General features: G+C 48.5%; 17 protein-coding genes. 10 read left to right on the top strand and 7 right to left on the bottom strand.

The genetic code is table 11. The annotated features are described in order from the left end of the window. Positions 1 to 69: 69 nt before the first annotated feature. Entirely contained in the window at positions 70 to 825 is a 756-nt protein-coding gene (locus tag ACXAD6_RS17005; RefSeq protein ID WP_474969902.1) for a CAP domain-containing protein, read from the top strand. Between the two features lie 100 nt (positions 826 to 925). On the opposite strand, the gene ACXAD6_RS17000 is transcribed toward ACXAD6_RS17005, so the two are convergent. Continuing rightward, positions 926 to 1,543: a hypothetical protein gene (locus ACXAD6_RS17000; protein ID WP_474969901.1), complete on the bottom strand. Its 618-nt coding sequence runs from the start codon at positions 1,541 to 1,543 to the stop codon at positions 926 to 928. A 93-nt stretch (positions 1,544 to 1,636) separates the two neighbouring features. Here ACXAD6_RS17000 and ACXAD6_RS16995 point away from each other — a divergent pair, with 93 nt between their 5' ends. From ACXAD6_RS16995 to ACXAD6_RS16980, 4 genes are all read left to right on the top strand, one after another. Further along, entirely contained in the window at positions 1,637 to 3,028 is a 1,392-nt protein-coding gene (locus ACXAD6_RS16995; protein WP_474969900.1) for an amidase, read from the top strand. A 271-nt stretch (positions 3,029 to 3,299) separates the two neighbouring features. Then, entirely contained in the window at positions 3,300 to 4,472 is a 1,173-nt protein-coding gene (locus tag ACXAD6_RS16990; protein ID WP_474969899.1) for an MFS transporter, read from the top strand. A gap of 101 nt (positions 4,473 to 4,573) precedes the next feature. Next, entirely contained in the window at positions 4,574 to 5,860 is a 1,287-nt protein-coding gene (locus tag ACXAD6_RS16985; RefSeq protein ID WP_474969898.1) for an alpha/beta hydrolase family protein, read from the top strand. A gap of 183 nt (positions 5,861 to 6,043) precedes the next feature. Continuing rightward, complete coding sequence (locus ACXAD6_RS16980; RefSeq protein WP_474969897.1) at positions 6,044 to 6,418, top strand: hypothetical protein; 375 nt, start codon at positions 6,044 to 6,046, stop codon at positions 6,416 to 6,418. A gap of 47 nt (positions 6,419 to 6,465) precedes the next feature. Here ACXAD6_RS16980 and ACXAD6_RS16975 read toward each other — a convergent pair whose 3' ends face one another. From ACXAD6_RS16975 to ACXAD6_RS16965, 3 genes are read right to left on the bottom strand one after another with little or no spacing between them, the layout of a single operon-like run. Further along, positions 6,466 to 7,188: a Bax inhibitor-1/YccA family protein gene (locus tag ACXAD6_RS16975; RefSeq protein WP_474969896.1), complete on the bottom strand. Its 723-nt coding sequence runs from the start codon at positions 7,186 to 7,188 to the stop codon at positions 6,466 to 6,468. A gap of 60 nt (positions 7,189 to 7,248) precedes the next feature. Further along, positions 7,249 to 7,869, bottom strand: a complete 621-nt coding sequence (locus ACXAD6_RS16970; RefSeq protein WP_474969895.1) for a response regulator — start codon at positions 7,867 to 7,869, stop codon at positions 7,249 to 7,251. Beyond that, complete coding sequence (locus tag ACXAD6_RS16965) at positions 7,847 to 9,202, bottom strand: sensor histidine kinase (protein ID WP_474969894.1); 1,356 nt, start codon at positions 9,200 to 9,202, stop codon at positions 7,847 to 7,849. The genes ACXAD6_RS16970 and ACXAD6_RS16965 overlap by 23 nt, the downstream gene beginning before the upstream one ends. A gap of 174 nt (positions 9,203 to 9,376) precedes the next feature. Between ACXAD6_RS16965 and ACXAD6_RS16960 the strand changes: the two genes are divergently transcribed. Genes ACXAD6_RS16960 through ACXAD6_RS16950 form a run of 3 tightly spaced genes read left to right on the top strand, consistent with a single transcriptional unit; the run spans position 9,377 to position 12,090 of the window. Further along, on the top strand, positions 9,377 to 9,979 hold the full coding sequence (locus tag ACXAD6_RS16960) for an anthranilate synthase component II (RefSeq protein ID WP_474969893.1): 603 nt from the start codon (positions 9,377 to 9,379) through the stop codon (positions 9,977 to 9,979). Beyond that, on the top strand, positions 9,976 to 11,709 hold the full coding sequence (gene pabB / locus ACXAD6_RS16955; RefSeq protein WP_474969892.1) for an aminodeoxychorismate synthase component I: 1,734 nt from the start codon (positions 9,976 to 9,978) through the stop codon (positions 11,707 to 11,709). The genes ACXAD6_RS16960 and pabB overlap by 4 nt, the downstream gene beginning before the upstream one ends. 12 nt (positions 11,710 to 11,721) lie before the next feature. Continuing rightward, complete coding sequence (locus tag ACXAD6_RS16950) at positions 11,722 to 12,090, top strand: thiol-disulfide oxidoreductase DCC family protein (protein ID WP_474969891.1); 369 nt, start codon at positions 11,722 to 11,724, stop codon at positions 12,088 to 12,090. A 585-nt stretch (positions 12,091 to 12,675) separates the two neighbouring features. Here ACXAD6_RS16950 and ACXAD6_RS16945 read toward each other — a convergent pair. Continuing rightward, positions 12,676 to 12,837 carry a hypothetical protein gene (locus tag ACXAD6_RS16945; protein ID WP_474969890.1) on the bottom strand — a complete coding sequence of 54 codons (162 nt, stop codon included), beginning with the start codon at positions 12,835 to 12,837 and terminating at the stop codon, positions 12,676 to 12,678. A gap of 140 nt (positions 12,838 to 12,977) precedes the next feature. Between ACXAD6_RS16945 and ACXAD6_RS16940 the strand changes: the two genes are divergently transcribed. Continuing rightward, complete coding sequence (locus tag ACXAD6_RS16940; RefSeq protein WP_474969889.1) at positions 12,978 to 13,808, top strand: STAS domain-containing protein; 831 nt, start codon at positions 12,978 to 12,980, stop codon at positions 13,806 to 13,808. A gap of 41 nt (positions 13,809 to 13,849) precedes the next feature. On the opposite strand, the gene ACXAD6_RS16935 is transcribed toward ACXAD6_RS16940, so the two are convergent. Then, positions 13,850 to 14,860, bottom strand: coding sequence for an NADP-dependent oxidoreductase (locus ACXAD6_RS16935; protein WP_474969888.1), 1,011 nt, complete (start codon positions 14,858 to 14,860; stop codon positions 13,850 to 13,852). Positions 14,861 to 14,967: 107 nt separating this feature from the next. Here ACXAD6_RS16935 and ACXAD6_RS16930 point away from each other — a divergent pair, with 107 nt between their 5' ends. After that, positions 14,968 to 15,681, top strand: a complete 714-nt coding sequence (locus ACXAD6_RS16930) for a GNAT family N-acetyltransferase (protein ID WP_474969887.1) — start codon at positions 14,968 to 14,970, stop codon at positions 15,679 to 15,681. Positions 15,682 to 15,745: 64 nt separating this feature from the next. Here ACXAD6_RS16930 and ACXAD6_RS16925 read toward each other — a convergent pair whose 3' ends face one another. Continuing rightward, positions 15,746 to 16,117: a DUF779 domain-containing protein gene (locus ACXAD6_RS16925; protein ID WP_281658864.1), complete on the bottom strand. Its 372-nt coding sequence runs from the start codon at positions 16,115 to 16,117 to the stop codon at positions 15,746 to 15,748. Between the last annotated feature and the right edge of the window lie 16 nt (positions 16,118 to 16,133).

The raw sequence follows: 16,133 nt of genomic DNA, 5'->3' as shown, positions 1-16,133 counted from the left end.
GCCTTTTGAAGGGGAGCATGGAATACTGGAAGTAGAATCATACCTTCACAAACCAAGGAGAGAATCATCATGATAAAGAAACTTGTCCTCTTTTCAGCCGCCTTGTTTGTCATTATTGTTGCAGCTACTCCTGTCTCTGCTCAGGACCTTTTTAAAGAAGGGCCGAAAGCCTCTTATGAAAAAGTCAGCCAACATATTCAGGGATGGGTGCAGGAAACCGATTTTCAAAAAGAAGTGGAAGGATTCCGGTCCGACCTTCAGGACTTCTTTACGTTTATAGATCAAATCGAATGGACCTACCCGGATGAGTCTCCGTCGGAACAGGACGGGGAAGGGGAACAACCTTCAGCTGAGTCTTCCTCCTCTGCTCAACCGGATGGAGAGGACGAAGCCGAGCCGACAGCGGAAGTGCAGGCGCTGGACAGCTACACCCCCGGTGAATATGAGCGGGAAGTCGTTGTCCTTGTCAATAAAGAGCGGGCTGAAGAAGGTCTGCCGCCTTTAGAAATGCATGATCGATTGAGCGGCATGGCCGATGTGAAATCCCAGGATATGGCGGATAAGAATTACTTCAGTCATGAATCGCCGACATATGGAAGTCCGTTTGATATGATGGATCAGTTTGACTTCTCCTACCTTGCTGCTGGTGAAAATATTGCAGCCGGACAGCGGACACCGGAGGAAGTAGTGGAAGGCTGGATGAACAGTGACGGTCACCGGGCCAACATCCTTCATGAGGATTTCACTCATATCGGAGTGGGTTACGTAGAAGGGCAGGGCAGGTTCGGTACGTATTGGACCCAGTTGTTCATGAAGCCGAGATAAATGTGAACAGGAAAGGCTGCCGGGAATGTTCCCGGCAGCCTTCTTTTTTCGTCTGCGGTGTGGAAAATAAATGTGTACTTGTTACGCTGTAAGTATGGAATCATGAAGGTTCGTTGCGTTGGACACGGTGGAACTTCCCTTTCACCGTTGACTGGTCCGTTTGTTCTTCTGCAGCTGCCCACGTATGGATGAAATAGAAAAGGTACATGATCAATGCGGTGGTCCCTGTCGTCATAAACGTGATGGATACAGGGTCTCCCTGTACATAACCGGCGGCTTGGTGATAAAAGTAGAAGAGCATACCTGTAACGATCAAATAGGCGAACTTTTCCATAGAGGTTCGTTTCCGCAAAAAAGGAGCCGGGATCAAAAGAGGAGACCAGAAAAGCAGCGCCGCCCAAAATGACAGGCTCAGATGGATGCCCGTCCATATGGAGGACGGTGCCTCTTGGGCCGGGAAGTCGTATGCGGCGGTGGTGCCTGCCAGAAAAATTGCTGCGGTTACCGGCAGGCAGGAGACCGTAGGAAGCAGCTGTTTCCAGGAATGGCGGAACCAGCTCCCCCTTTTTGTAGTGTATCCAATCAAAGCCGGGGCTGCACCAAAACAGAGAAACGTCCGGATCAGCTGAAGCAGTCCTTCCTGATGGGTGAAACTGATAAACAAGGACAAAATCATGAGAGCGGCCGCATACGCCGTCCAGAAGATGTTAGGATGCACACCTTTTCCCTCCTCTTTTGTTTGTTTTACTTTACCCTGGCATAAAGGGGACAAACCTGTACATATTCAGGAAAGTATAAAGGAGGAAACATAATGGAACACCGTGAACTTTACCGTTATGATGCGTGGGAGCTTCGAAAGAAACTCCTTCAGAAAGAATGGAAAATTGAAGAAGTGATCGATCACTACCGGGCTGTCATCAACCGGAAAAACCCGGATCTGAACGCTGTTGTTCATCAAATCGAAGAGCCTGTGAACACCGATGGTCCATTTATGGGGCTCCCCTTCTTAATTAAAGATTTGAATGCCGTGAAGGGCCATCCGTTAACATATGGATCCAAAGTGATGGAAGGATTCAAGGCTGGATGGGATGATGAATTCGTCAAGCGCTTTAGAAAAGGAGGCTTGACCATCATTGGAAAGTCCAACACCCCTGAATTCGGCTTTACACCAGCGACAGAGTCTGTCCATCTCGGGTTTACGAAAAATCCGTGGAACAAAGATTTCTCACCCGGTGGATCGAGTGGTGGAGCTGCAGCGGCCGTCGCATCAGGGATGGTTCCTTTCGCCCACGCCAGTGACGGTGGAGGCTCGATCCGGATTCCTGCTTCCAACACCGGGTTGTTCGGATTCAAGCCGACAAGGGGGCGGACTCCATTCTCCATGCACTTGAACAGTTTTGCGGTAAGTCATGGGGTGACTAAATCTGTCAGGGACAGTGCAGCCCTGCTTGATATTTTAGAAGGCCCGCAAAAAGGGGATCTATTTGCCACTCCTGCGCAGGGAAAACCTTATGCCGGCCTGGATCATCGCGATCTGGGCTCCTTGAAAATCGGATATATGGCTGATTTCGGCGACGTTATGCCGATCAGTCAAGATGTTCAGGAAGCCGTAAATAAAACAGCACGGCTGTGCGAATCACTCGGTCATCACGTTGAGCAGGCGTACCCGGACATTGATTTGAACAAGTTTATGGATGCTTTTGTCGTCGTGTGGGTCGTAGGAGGCGCATTGGCCGTGAAAGAAGCGGCACGGATGAATGGGAAAACGGCAGACCGTCACAGCGTAGAACGGATGCTTTCCACCCTTATTGAAAAAGCAGAAGGTTATTCAGCTCTTGATTATGAAAAAGCACGTCTCTATCTGGCGGCTGAAAGCGCGAAATTCCATGCGTTCTTTGAGAAATACGATGTTCTCCTTCACCCGGTCAATGCTTCTTCCGCGCTTCCGCTCGGCTGTTATAACGGGGAAGAGAAGACGATTGATGAAATCCTTGCTGTTTCAGCGGCCTATGCCCATCTGGCCCCGGCAGCCAATGTGACGGGGCTCCCTGCGATGAGTGTGCCGCTGTATTGGAAAGAGAACCATGTGCCTGTCGGTTCCCACTTCACGGGCCGGTTCGGAGATGAAAAGACGCTCTTTAAACTGGCGGCGCAGCTGGAGGAGGCGGAGCCATGGTTCCACCGATATGAAACATTAATATAATAATGAAGGCTGGTGGATTCTCCCGCCAGCCTTGTTTGTTTTTATAAATCAGGTCATCTTCATCTCTGTATGCCGTGTTTTAAGGTTTCATGAGTGGTGGATAACCAGGAAGATAAAGGATATTCACAGGAAGAGGAGATCATTTTTCTAAAATAATAGTAAGAAATTTTATAAAAAAACGGTTACATAGAAGATTGGAGTTTTACTAAAAAAAAACCGGGGTATTTCCTGAAAATGTTCCCATACAAAAGACGATCAGGAGGTACCACACATGAAGAAAGGGAAAAGTTTACACGCTTTAATCATTTTAATGTTTACTCAATTTATATCAGGCGGGGTGACCAACACCAAAGGGATTGTCCTTGACCAGGTGGAAAATGATCTGGGTCTGGACATGAGCCAGTTTGGTCTTGTCGTTTTAATCTTCCAGCTTGGCTTTACGCTTGCCAGTGTCATCATTGGATATTACACAGACAAAAAAGGTCTGCGTACGATGACCATCATCGGCTCGATTATTATGGGTCTTGGATTCCTGGGGACAGGTCTTGCCCCCAATATTATGTTTTTCCTCGGTTTTTATATGATTGTCGGTTTTGGTCTTGGAGCGCTCGGGGTAGCTTCCAACGCCATTGTTCCCGCCGCTTATCCAGAAAAACAGAACCAGATGTTCAACCTTGCGATGGGTGTTTATGGTCTTGGGATGGTGATCTTCCCACAAGTATTGAACTTCCTTTTCCAATTCGCGTCCTGGAGATACTTTTATCTAGGCATTGCGGTTTCACTGGTTGCTGTCATTATCTATATCACAAGTGTAGCCTTCCCTTCAGGGAAAGCGGAAAAAGTCGATTTGAAGGCTTTTATTCCGATGCTGAAGGATGCTCAATTCGTTTTCCTTATGATCTTTCTCGTCTTTCAAGTATCGGCGGAAGTGTCCTTTACAAACTTCTTCCCGGTCTACCTCAAATCGCTTGATTTAGGAGGCATGGCAACGGCAGAGAAGGAAGATCTGGTAGCGGCTATTCTATCGATTTTCTCTGTTTTCTTCATGGTTGGAAGACTCGCAGCCGCCTATATTACCAAATGGGTGAACGAGCGGGTGATCCTGATCAGCTTTTCGGCAGGGGCGCTGCTGATGGTCGGTATCAGTTTCCTTGTAGCGGAAAGCTTCCCGTATCTTTTCGCAGGAGCCGGCCTGTTCTTCTCAGCATTGTTCCCGACAGCGACAGCGTTTGGGACGCAGATGTCCAAAACCAGCGGTTCTGCCTTAGGACTGATCTATATTGCCGCCGGTATTGGCGGGGGTATTGCCGGTTACATTGTAGGCCTGGCCTCTGAAATTTTCGGAATGGCCGGTGGATTCAGCATCGTGCTCGTATTCCTCGCCCTTATGCTGCTCATGACCTTCTTTATGAACAGCAGCAAATCCCGTCAGCAGCAGGCTTGATGTTTACTCCGTCTCCTTGAAGAGACGGAGTTTTTTTATTGATGTTGTGATATTCACTTGAATTTCCTGTAAAATTTAAGAAAGGAAAGGGTGGGAAATCAATGGATAAGTGGGTAGGGGGCATCTTTCTGGTCGTTCTTTTCTTAGTTGGATGTCAAACGGGAGAAAAGGGAGAAGATCAAAGGAGTGTTGAAATGCTGGAGGGGAGATGGGAAGGTTCCATTGAAGTGCCGGGACAGCCGCTGGGCATTGTTATACATATGGATAAACAAGAAGAATGGCAGGGAACCATCAGCATCCCTGCCCAAAACGTGGAGGATTTCGTCTTGTCCGATATTACGGCAGGCGGGGAGGAAGTGGCTTTCACGATGCCGGTACCGGGTCAATCCATTCAATTCAATGGACAATTAACAAACGGGGAGCTTGCGGGGACATTTACCCAGGGAGGACAGTCCTATCGTTTCCAAATGCAGAAAAAAGAAGCGGTCCCTGAAGAAGAGGGGGAGTTTCTGAGTATAGAGATGGATTCCGGCACCCTCTACGGGGAGTTGGTGATGCCTGAAGGGTTGGAACAGGCGCCGGTGGCTCTGCTCATTCCAGGATCAGGCCCGACGGATCGTAACGGAAATTCGCAGGGCGTGCAGGGGAGGAATGACAGCCTGAAAATGCTTGCCGCGACACTTGCGGAATCCGGGATCGCTTCTGTTCGCTATGATAAGCGGGGCGCGGGGAAGAACCGTGAGGCCGTTATGGATAATCAAAACATGAGGTTTGAGGTGTTTGTTCATGATGCCAGCCAATGGATCGACAAACTCTCCAGGGATGACAGGTTTACGAAAACAGCGGTCATCGGGCACAGTCAGGGATCACTTGTCGGCATGATGGCCGCTGAGGGCCATCCGGTGGACGCTTATGTCTCCCTTGCAGGCGCCGGCCAGCCGATTGATCGAGTGCTTGAAAACCAGCTCGAGGAGAGTCTGCCAGAGGATTTATATAAGGAAAGTCTGGATGTGTTGGAAAAGTTGAGGAATGGAGAGGATGCCGGGAGGGTGAGTTCTCCCCTGCAGAGCTTATTCGCTTCTGACCTTCAGCCGTTTCTCCGTTCTTGGATGAGCTATGATCCAGCCGGCCGGATCAGTGAGCTGGATATGCCGGTGCTCCTTGTGAACGGTACCCATGATGTTCAGATTCCGGTAGCGGAAGCTGAGCGTTTAAAGAAAGCGGCACCGGAGTCGGAGCTTCTTCTGGTGGAAGGGATGAATCATGTATTGAAGGAAGCTCCTGAAGACCGTGAAGGAAATCTGGAAACATATACAGACCCGGACCTTCCGCTGCCGGAGTCCTTCACTGATCCATTGATCACTTTTTTACAGAACAACGGTTTTTGATAATCATGATGAAATCCACTCAATGCCAGACGATTTTCTATAACAGCATAGCTGCCTTTCTTCTAATATCTTTTGAAGCAGTAACCTGCCTGGCCCTTTTTAACAAGCAGGCAGGAGACGGCTGGCGATGACACCAACACAAGAAAAGAGGGATTTTTTATCATTGAAGGTTCAGATCTTATTATGCAACTCTATGTCTATATAGGTATTGGCGGGCTGATGACAGGTTTGATGACTTACCTGATTATACGAGGTATTATTAGAAAAAAGCCCTTTGGTGTATGGATCATAATCTTTGCAGGATTCACAATAGCTTTCGGGATTTCAACTATCCTCACGGGCATTTTCGACATCCAATCAACAAAGTCTATCCTCCAAACTGACGAAAGTGGAGTTTTATTAGACCAGTTAACACCCAACAGCATCAGCCTGCCGGTATTATATATATTCCTCAGCATGCAAACCCTTTTGGGATACACTCTTACCCGCAAGCATGAAAAGGAAAAGGCTGCCCGAAAAAAAGAAAAACAGGACCGGCCGGTCAATGATAAAGTATGAAAAAAGCATGGAAGGAACCCTGGGGTTCCTTCCATGCTTTTAGTGTTTCAGCGCCGAATCTTCTGTAAGAGTCTGAGAATTTCAATATACAGCCACACAAGCGTCACAATCAGACCGAAGGCGCCGTACCATTCCATATGCTTAGGTGCCCCGCGTTCCACTCCCTGTTCGATAAAGTCAAAATCAAGGACGAGATTCAACGCAGCGATAGCGGTAATAAATAGACTGATGCCGATGCCGATGGGCCCGCTGGAATGGAGATAGGGCACTTCCATTCCGAAAAACTGCAGAATGAACTGCACAAGATAGACGAGGAATATTCCAAGCGTAGCGGAAACAACCATCAAACGGAAGTTCCTCGTTACCTTAATGATTCGGGTGGCATATAGAAAAAGCAGGGCAGCCATGACTGCCAGCGTTAAACTGACCGCTTGAATGACAATGCCTGAGTAAGCTCCCTCCGCATAAGCGGACAGCCCTCCGATCAGAAATCCTTCCAAAGCGGCATAAATGGGAGCTGTAACAGGAGCAGCTTTTGGAATAAAAGCGGTCACCAGGGCGAATACCAATCCTCCGAGCGCTCCGATCAACATCATCATTGTTACGTCCGCTCCCTGGGCGTACTGATACCATGTATATCCGGCAGTTCCAAGCAGGAACAGGAATAAAACGGCTATTTTGGCGATCGTTCCGCCAAGAGTCATTGTTTTCCCCTGTTCACGGGATCGCTGGAACGCGTCTGTTTTTAATATCGGGTTGCTGGTTCTCAATAGAGAGCCTCCTTTATAAATCGTTCGATACCCCTGTACCCTGAGGGCGGGGGATGTATGTTAGTGTGCGTACCATTTATATAATTTTTTCGGACGGCCGATGCGTTGGTGGCTCACGACCTGTTTTACTTTTCCTTCTTCCAGCAGGTGCATTAAGTAACGATAGACCGTTGGATAGGCAAGACCGATTTCCTTAGAAATCACATCGACAGGGAAGGCTTCCCGGTTTTCCTGTAAGTATTGAGCGATGGAGTGGAGCGTACCTTTGCTGATTCCTTTGGCGGTAAAGACATCTTCCTCTTCTTCCTGGACATGTTTCATATTCGCAATCTGGGCATGGAGTTTGATTCGTGAAATGAGATCAGGAGCTTTCACAGGCTTTAATGCGAAATCCGTCGCCCCTTCTTCAAGGAAACGGTCGGCGACTTCCTGCCTTTCGTCGACGGTCAGGACAAGAATAGGCACGATCGAGTTATGCCGGCGGATTTCCTTGACTGTCTGTAAACCGTCCATCTCCGGCATATGGTAGTCTACGAGAATCACATCATAGTTTCCTTTCAGAAACAGATCTACGCCTTCACGGCCATTGGCGGCCGTATCGGACTCCCATTGGGCATGACGGCAGAATTCCGTAAGCATATATCTAAGAGATTCGTCATTATCCATGATTAATATTTTCATCTCGTACTCTCTCCTTCGGTAAGTGAATCCAGAACGTAGTTCCCAGGCCTTTCTTACTTTCAATCGTCATTTCAGCGCCATGCTCTTTCACGACGTTTTTCACAAATGTCAGGCCGACCCCCGGATGGGATTTCGTACTGTAGCCTGCATTCCATATTTTATTGATGTTTTCTTTACTGATGCCATGGCCGTTATCCTGGACACCGACGGATACGCCCTGCCCGCTCTCTTTCGTAGCAATCGTTACTTTGGCATCTGCTTTTCCTTCGACCGCATCTCCGGCATTATCAATTAAGTTGACAAGCGCTCTTGTCATACGGATTTTGTTGATATTGATTTCCAGTTCTTCGTCCGCAGCCAGGTCAAACGTGTACATCGTCTCTGATTCCGACAGTTTATTGGCCCTGACATATTCGATGAAAGTCTTTAATGAACACCAGTTCTTTTTTTCATGATAGAGGATTTCGGAAACCATATCACTGGTGGCTTGGATGGATGAGGATATTTTATTGGTGTACTGCAGGATTTCCCTGTCTTCTGTCTTCATCTGGATGAGGGAGTTGAGCCCTTCCATTAAAGAGAGTGGTGTTTTCAAATCATGCACGAGGTGCAGAGCTTCCCGTCCGGATCTGGATTCCACCATGTCGAGACGGGCAATATCGAGGTCCTGCCTCATGCGTGTTTTCTGTTCAGCCACAGTCAGGTAGACAGCAAGGACGGTGGCGTTACTGATAAAGAAGGCGAAGAAAAGGAAGCTGTAAAGGCTGATCGCCTGTTCAAAGCCGAGCAGTTCTGCCGTAGTTTTCACCAGCATGGAAAGCTCTCCGCCCCCGAATCCGAAGGCTGTCAGGTACGTGATCGTATCCAGCCACTGGAATCCGAATAAAAGCTGGGCGAGAATAAAGGCTTTGTAAATCGGGCGGAGCTGTCCTTTGCCTAACAGGTGAAGAACAGCTATGGATAATAAGAGAATGATGGCGGGTCCGCCAAAATGATAGTTGATCGAATTATACCCGTTGATGATGGCATAGACAAGGGGAATGATGGCGAACGGCACAGCAATCTTGAGCCAGGGTCGTTCCAGGCGTCTTCCTAATTCATCACCAAGAAGGAGGGCCCCGATATAATGGGGCAGCGCCCGGATGGTGTTCAGCATGACAAGGCCGAAGGCAGCGAGCATCAGGGTGCTTCCATCGGGATCGGTTTGGAGGGTTTCCATCCATTCATCAATGCCTGTCCGTTCAATACTCAGCCACAGCGGCATCGTAATACCGATTACGATACAGGCGATCTTGATCCATATGCTTTTTGAATAAAGCAGTTGTTTCCACATTTGATTCATCCTCACTGGAGCGCATCTTTTTATACATTCTAATATATCCATCAGTCATTTTCGATTGTTTTTTCCTGAGCTGATGGATTTTACCAGCAGTTCTTCCTATGAGGAGGACCTCAAAGGGTAGTATAATGAAAGCATTATGATTACGGACGAAAGGTGAACGAAACTATGATCGTCGTTATTGATAACTATGATTCTTTTACGTATAACTTAGTACAATATTTTCGGCAGATGGACACAGAAGTCATCGTCAGGAAAAATGATGCCGTATCGGTAGAGGAAATCTCCCTGCTTGCACCAAATCTGATTGTGCTGTCCCCGGGGCCTGGTAAACCATCAGAATCCGGTGTCTGTCTGGAGGTACTCCGGGCCTTTGAAGCCGACATCCCTATTCTTGGTATTTGTCTCGGCCACCAGCTGATTGTAGAAGCTTATGGAGGCTTGGTCCGTAAAGGGAGGCAGCCGATGCATGGAAAGGTAACAGCGATTACCCACGATGGGGCACACGTGTATGAAGGGCTTCCGGAAAAGGTACAGGTTACACGGTACCATTCCCTTGAGGCCGATAAGCGCCAGCTTCCGGAGCAGCTTGAGCTGACAGCTTCATCTGAAGATGGAAGTATTATGGGGGTCCGGCACAAAGACTATCCAGTGGAAGGGATCCAGTTCCACCCGGAATCGATTCTCACTGAACACGGCTTTACGATGCTGTGGAACAAGTATCAGCAGTCTCTGCACTATCAAGCAGGCAGGAAAGGGGCGGTTGTATGAATGAAGCGCCTTTCCTGCATTTTGAGTTTGTGAACGAGCACGGAAAAAAGGAGACCAGCCGATTTGAAAAACCGGTCGAAATCTTAACCACCGACGACCACAGGGAAGTGAAGGGAATTTTCGATCGGCTGGAGCATGTTCTTGATGAAGGGTATTATGCGGCGGGATTCGTCTCCTATGAGGCAGCACCGGCTTTTGATGAGGCGTTCACGGTTCATGATTCACCGGAATGGCCGCTCGTCTGGTTCGGTATCTTTGAGAAAGCGATGGACGCTCCTGAGCCTTCCTCGAACCTGCCTTTTCATGTGTCCCAGTGGAAAATGAAGGGCAGCTATGAGCACTACCAAAAAGGCATCGAGCAAGTAAAGAGGGGCATAGAAGAGGGGGACACGTACCAGGTCAATTATACGACAAGACTGGAAGCAGCGTTTTCGGGTGATGCTTATTCGTTGTATAAGCGCTTGATTAAAAATCAGAAGCCCGATTATGGCGCTTATATAAATATGGGAGGACATAGTCTTTTATCCGCCTCTCCTGAACTTTTTTTCCGGATGGACAACGACACGATTACAACAAAGCCGATGAAAGGGACGGCTGCGCGTGGAAGGTTTCACCGGGAAGATGAAGAGCAGTACAGACATCTTCAAGTTTCTGAAAAAGAAAAATCAGAAAACCTGATGATTGTCGACCTATTAAGGAATGATCTCGGCCGGCTTGCCATACCCGGGTCTATCCGTGTGCCGGCTCTGTTCGATATAGAAACCTATCCTACGGTCCATCAAATGACTTCCACCGTGAAAGGGGAGCTTCCTGCCTCCTTCACGATGTATCAGGTGTTTGAAGCGTTGTTTCCGTGTGGATCGATTACGGGGGCGCCTAAGGTGCGGACAATGGAATACATCCAAAAGCTCGAAGATTCTCCCCGTGACGTGTACTGCGGAGCGATCGGCTTTATCACTCCGCGGAGGGAAGCTGTTTTTAACGTCCCGATCCGGACGATCATGATCAATCATGACAGCGGAAGGGCGGTTTACGGAACCGGGGGCGGGGTAACTTGGGATTCGACTTCAGAAGGGGAGTACCAGGAGGTCCTGACCAAAGCGCGTCTTCTCACAGAAAACCGCCCCGACTTTCATCTGTTGGAAACGATGAGGCTGGAGGAGGGACACCTTCACCTGCTGGATTACCACCTGCAGAGGCTCGAGCGGTCGGCCCGGTATTTTCGTTTCTCTTTAAACCTATCCCGATTGAAGCAGCGGTTACTGGATGAAGCGGATCAGCGGCCGGAGGGTCTGTACAAAGTAAGACTGCTCACGGGTGAAAAGGGGCGGGAGGAAGTTCAGGTCACACCGATGGATCAGCCGGATTCCCTTGTCCAGACCGCTCTTGCCGACACCCCTGTGTCCGACCAGGATCCTTTTTTGTTTCATAAAACAACCCACAGGGAAGTGTATGAGAGACACAAGAAGCCCGGTAAAGCAGCTGTTCTGCTTTGGAACGAACGGGGGGAGCTGACAGAATTCACAATAGCGAACCTCGTCGTTAAATACCAGGGAGAGTACCTCACCCCACCAGTTACCAGTGGTCTTCTCGGAGGGACCTACCGGCAGTACCTGTTGGATGAATCACTGATAAAGGAGCAGATTCTCTACAAGGATCAGGTTGGAGAATTCGATGAAATCTGGATGGTGAACGCCCTGCGCGGATGGGTGAAGGTGGAGTTTTCATAAAGGAGTGATCCAGTGAAGCATATCGTGTTTTACGATGCGCAGTGTCCTTTCTGCTTCTATGTAAAAAAAGTATTGAGAAAGTTTGACTGGATGGAACAGATTAAATGGGTAGCTGTACAGGAAACAGAGAAATATGGGAAATACCCTTACTTAAAGGATCGAAACGTCTTAGATGAGATTCATATGCTGACAAAGCAGGGGGAAGTCACTCAGGGGTTTGAAACGATTCGGCGGCTGATGCTTGCCCTGCCATTTTTTGCAGCCCTTGGCGTCCTCTTATCCCTCCCTGGCGCCTCCCGGATCGGATCGCCATTATACCGTTGGTTTTCCGCCCACAGGCACCAGTGGTTCGGGAGATACGATCTTCCCAGATATGCATGAAAGCCTTCTGCACAGAAGGCTTTTTGACTGTAGAATAAGCCTGTGTTAACCAGTTAGAGTTGTCCATTTGTCGTGTGAAGGGTCACTTTCCGCTTATCGGTGGATGAATGCCGCGGGCACGCCCTCCGCTGACTTGGTCAGGAAGGTCGCCTGCCCAAGTGGGTCTTCGGCCCGTGCTGTTCCCGCAGGCATCACCACCGAACGCTCCTCGTGCCGACGTTAGAATATAGAGGAGAGAGACTGTGCCCTGCGCTATGGCCGCTTGCGTGGAAAACAAAAAGGGAAAGAACAGGCGCTGGTGCCGGCTGGCTGCCGGAATATGAAGAAGACTTTCCTCCATCCAGCAAGGATAAGCGGGGTGAAGGAGAGTCTTTTTCAATTTTAAAGAACTCTCAAGGAGCGGTGCCCCTTCCACTCCTGCGGAAGAACGAGTAGTCCGAGATCGCCGAGCGTGGGTTTTGCGAGGAAACTCGGGCGCTCGTCTGCGGAAAGGGAAGGGGCTTTCGCTCCTGGCAGCAAGAAAGAAAAAAGCTATAAAGAAACAGAGGTTCCTCTACAAGCTGAAAGCCTCCTTTACAGAAGGCTTTATTTTTGGTTTTTCTTAAAAAGGCGGTAGGACCCAAAGGCAATGATGAGAAGGGCGATGATCAAGGATGTCCATTCCCCCTGAGAAACACCAATATAGAGCCCCCTGGTCAGGAAGAGAAGGCAGAGTACAAGAAAAACAATCAGAGTCGCTTTATTCATATGGATCCTCCATGGATAAACGTTTTCTTTCTCATCATACAAAAATTGAACAAAGAAGAATAGGCATAGTTATTCTTTCAAAAAATAGTTTATGGTATGGTTAGGACAAAAGAATACTTTAAACAGGGAGACGGTTGCAGATGAATAATGAGCTGTCCTACATAAAAGAGAAGATTTTATCCAGCAGGGAGACGCTGGGTGAGCAAGTCAAGGCGATGAAGAAAAAAGAATATGGGGTACAAGCCCTCATGACTGCTGACTGGGAGCAGTTGTTCATTTATATTGCCCAGAGCCTGGAAGAAGAGACGTTGGAAATTCATGAAAAAGTGAAGAACTGGTCGGAGAAAGAAGTGGAAAGCAAAATCAACCAGGGCGGGGAGTTATCCCAGTCGCTGCGAGCTGTACATTTCGTCCGTCGGGTCCTTTGGGATCACTTTCAGGAAGAGGTGGAACAGGACGTTTTTTCTTCTTCTGCGATTATAAAAGTAAGTAAAACGATCAGTTCCATCCTGGATGAAGTTACCCGTCATTTCAGCGAATGTTATTCAAGGAGCATCCAGCAGGAGGCAGAACGGAAAGAAACCAGACTCGCTGAATTGTCTGTGCCGGTTGTTTCCATCGTTGAAGGAGTGGCGGTTCTTCCTCTTATTGGAGAGGTCGATCCCCCAAGGGCAAGAATGGTGATGGATACGTCTCTGCGCCGGAGTATGGAACTGGATCTTGATGAGCTGTTCATCGATGTATCCGGGGTTCCGATCATAGATACGTATGTAGCCAACTACATTTATCAAATCTTTCATGCCTTGGAGCTTGTCGGTGTGAAAACGACATTGACAGGACTGAGACCGGAAATGGCCAAAACAATGGTGGACCTTGGGGTCAACTTTAAACGGATCCATACGAAAGGCGGCCTTGAACAGGCGCTTAGTGATCTGGGAATCCAGCGCCCTTCCAAATCGCTTGAAACGTAAAAAAACCTGTAGAAGGAGCCCTTCTACAGGTTTTTTTACAATTAGGAATGGGAAGGTTCAGCAACTTTTACGAGCTGTTTCCCGAGGTTGGTCCCTTCAAACAGTCCAAAGAAAGCGTCCGGGACGTTTTCGAAACCTTCGATGATTGTTTCTTCATACGTCAGCCGGCCTTCCTGAAGTTTCTGGGACAAGTATTGGAAGCCTTCACTGAAACGATCCTGATAATCGCCTACAGTGAACCCTTTAATAAGGGCGCTTGATTTAATAAGGTGGGACTGCATGCGAGGTCCCTGAGCGTTCGGTGTATTGTATGTGGAAATTGCTCCACACTGGGAAATCCGCGCAAATTTATTCAGGCGTGGATAAACCGCATCGGAGATCTCACCACCGACGTTATCGAAATAAATATCAATGCCGTTCGGGCAGGCTTCATCAAGACGGGAAGGAACGTCATCCGTTTTATAGTTGATGACTTCATCGACACCCAGCTCATCTTTTAAATACGCAAGTTTTTCATCAGAGCCGGCGATACCAACGACGTGGCAGCCTTCAATTTTACCGATTTGAACGACAGCTGAGCCAACAGCCCCGGCCGCACCGGAAACGACCAGTGTCTCGCCTTGTTTCGGCTGACCAATGTCCATCAATCCGAAATACGCGGTTAATCCCGGCATACCAAGGATACCGAGGGATGTGGTTACAGGTCCCAGACTTGGGTCGATTTTTCTCAGGGTATTTGGATCAGCCGTTGTGAACTCCTGCCACGGAAGCATGCCGGTTACGATATCTCCCGACGCAAGGGCATCTGATTTTGATTCCACAACTTCAGCGACAACGCCGCCTTCCATCGGTTCATTTAATTGGAAAGGGGCTACGTAAGACTTTGCATCACTCATACGTCCACGCATGTAAGGATCTACAGATACGTAAAGAAGTTTCACAAGGACCTCTCCCTGCTTTGGTTCAGGTGTTTCTGTTTCAGCGATGTTGATATGCTCATGGGTAGGCGCGCCTACGGGTCTTTCTACCAGCTGGATTTCTCGATTACTCATTTAATCATCCTCCTTTGTTTCTATTTTATCGTAACGCTTTTTAAACCCTGCTGAAAAGTAATAGGGCCTGCGTAATGAACATTCATTCAATGGAAGGGGATACATGTATGATGCCTGCAGAAGAAGGTGCCATCAAACGAATCGAAGGTGAAAAGTATATCACCATTGAAGATACAGGGAGATTGTCTGCAGCGGACATCTGCTCATTGGCAGATGTTCTTGAACAGGATGCTTCCCCGGGGCAGATCATTACGCTTATGCTGGAAAATTGTCCTGAAGCAGAAGTGTACCTGCTGAACAACGGCTTTACCAGGCACAACACGACCGTTTTTTACCGGACCCCTTTAAAGTCTCTGCCTTCTGTTTCCTCTTCATACACATGGAAGACAGTCTCAGAGATAGGGGAACCTTTATTTAAGAAAGTCTGGGAGCAGTCGATGAACGATTCTCCAAACGGAAAGTCGACGCTGACGATGGATGATCATATGGAAAGCGTCAAACAGGAATTAGGAAAAGGATACGAATCCTCCTGTCTGACCGTTTTTGAGAAGAGGCGGCCGATTGGGATTGTTATGCCTCATATTGAACCAGGAACAGAGAATGAGGGGCGGGTGTTTTATTTCGGACTGGTGCCTGAAGAGCGTGGAAGGGGAAAGGGGACGGCGTTGTTTTTTGATACTCTCCGCAGGTTGAAGCATGACTTCGGTGCTTCCTCCCATGTAGGTTCGACAAATATCCGGAACAAAGCGATGCTGAGGCTGTTCGAAAAAGCGGGTGGTGTCCAAGAGAGAGTCACGACAGCTTTCAGGAAACAAAAGTGAATGGACATCCGAGGATTGAAAAAAGGCTGCCGGGAATATTCCCGGCAGCTGGTTGAGAGCCCTTTTACTTCTTCACTTCTGCTTCTTTCAACTGCTGATACTCTTCATCCGTGAAGGCGCGGGACCTCGTAAGAAATCTTTTCCCTTCGACTCCTTCGAGAGAAAACATGCCTCCCCGTCCGTCCACAACATCTATGATCAGCTGGGTATGCTTCCAGTAATCAAACTGCCGCTTATTCATATAGAAGGGGGTGTCCCCGATTTCCCCGAGCCGGACATCCTGACTGCCAATCATCAGATCGCCTTCTTCGTAACACATCGGCGAGCTGCCGTCGCAGCATCCGCCTGATTGGTGAAAAAGGAGGGGGCCGTGCTTATTCTTCAGACGGTCGATGAGATCCAGGGCAGCATCGGTTGCTTTTACACGTTCCACCATCTTAAAGAGGTCTCCT

The sequence above is a fragment of the Halobacillus sp. ABH2_015 genome (assembly GCF_056158945.1).
This window is presented reverse-complemented; position numbering and strand designations above follow the sequence as displayed.

Coding starts and splice junctions, on each gene's coding strand:
- ACXAD6_RS16980 (WP_474969897.1), top strand. CDS start 6,044: ATGCAACTCTATGTCTATATAGGTATTGGCGGGCTGATGACAGGTTTG.
- ACXAD6_RS16940 (WP_474969889.1), top strand. CDS start 12,978: ATGAATAATGAGCTGTCCTACATAAAAGAGAAGATTTTATCCAGCAGG.
- ACXAD6_RS16990 (WP_474969899.1), top strand. CDS start 3,300: ATGAAGAAAGGGAAAAGTTTACACGCTTTAATCATTTTAATGTTTACT.
- ACXAD6_RS17005 (WP_474969902.1), top strand. CDS start 70: ATGATAAAGAAACTTGTCCTCTTTTCAGCCGCCTTGTTTGTCATTATT.
- ACXAD6_RS16960 (WP_474969893.1), top strand. CDS start 9,377: ATGATCGTCGTTATTGATAACTATGATTCTTTTACGTATAACTTAGTA.
- ACXAD6_RS16935 (WP_474969888.1), bottom strand. CDS start 14,860: ATGAGTAATCGAGAAATCCAGCTGGTAGAAAGACCCGTAGGCGCGCCT.
- ACXAD6_RS16945 (WP_474969890.1), bottom strand. CDS start 12,837: ATGAATAAAGCGACTCTGATTGTTTTTCTTGTACTCTGCCTTCTCTTC.
- ACXAD6_RS16930 (WP_474969887.1), top strand. CDS start 14,968: ATGATGCCTGCAGAAGAAGGTGCCATCAAACGAATCGAAGGTGAAAAG.
- ACXAD6_RS16925 (WP_281658864.1), bottom strand. CDS start 16,117: ATGGTGGAACGTGTAAAAGCAACCGATGCTGCCCTGGATCTCATCGAC.
- pabB (WP_474969892.1), top strand. CDS start 9,976: ATGAATGAAGCGCCTTTCCTGCATTTTGAGTTTGTGAACGAGCACGGA.
- ACXAD6_RS16995 (WP_474969900.1), top strand. CDS start 1,637: ATGGAACACCGTGAACTTTACCGTTATGATGCGTGGGAGCTTCGAAAG.
- ACXAD6_RS16970 (WP_474969895.1), bottom strand. CDS start 7,869: ATGAAAATATTAATCATGGATAATGACGAATCTCTTAGATATATGCTT.
- ACXAD6_RS16965 (WP_474969894.1), bottom strand. CDS start 9,202: ATGTGGAAACAACTGCTTTATTCAAAAAGCATATGGATCAAGATCGCC.
- ACXAD6_RS16985 (WP_474969898.1), top strand. CDS start 4,574: ATGGATAAGTGGGTAGGGGGCATCTTTCTGGTCGTTCTTTTCTTAGTT.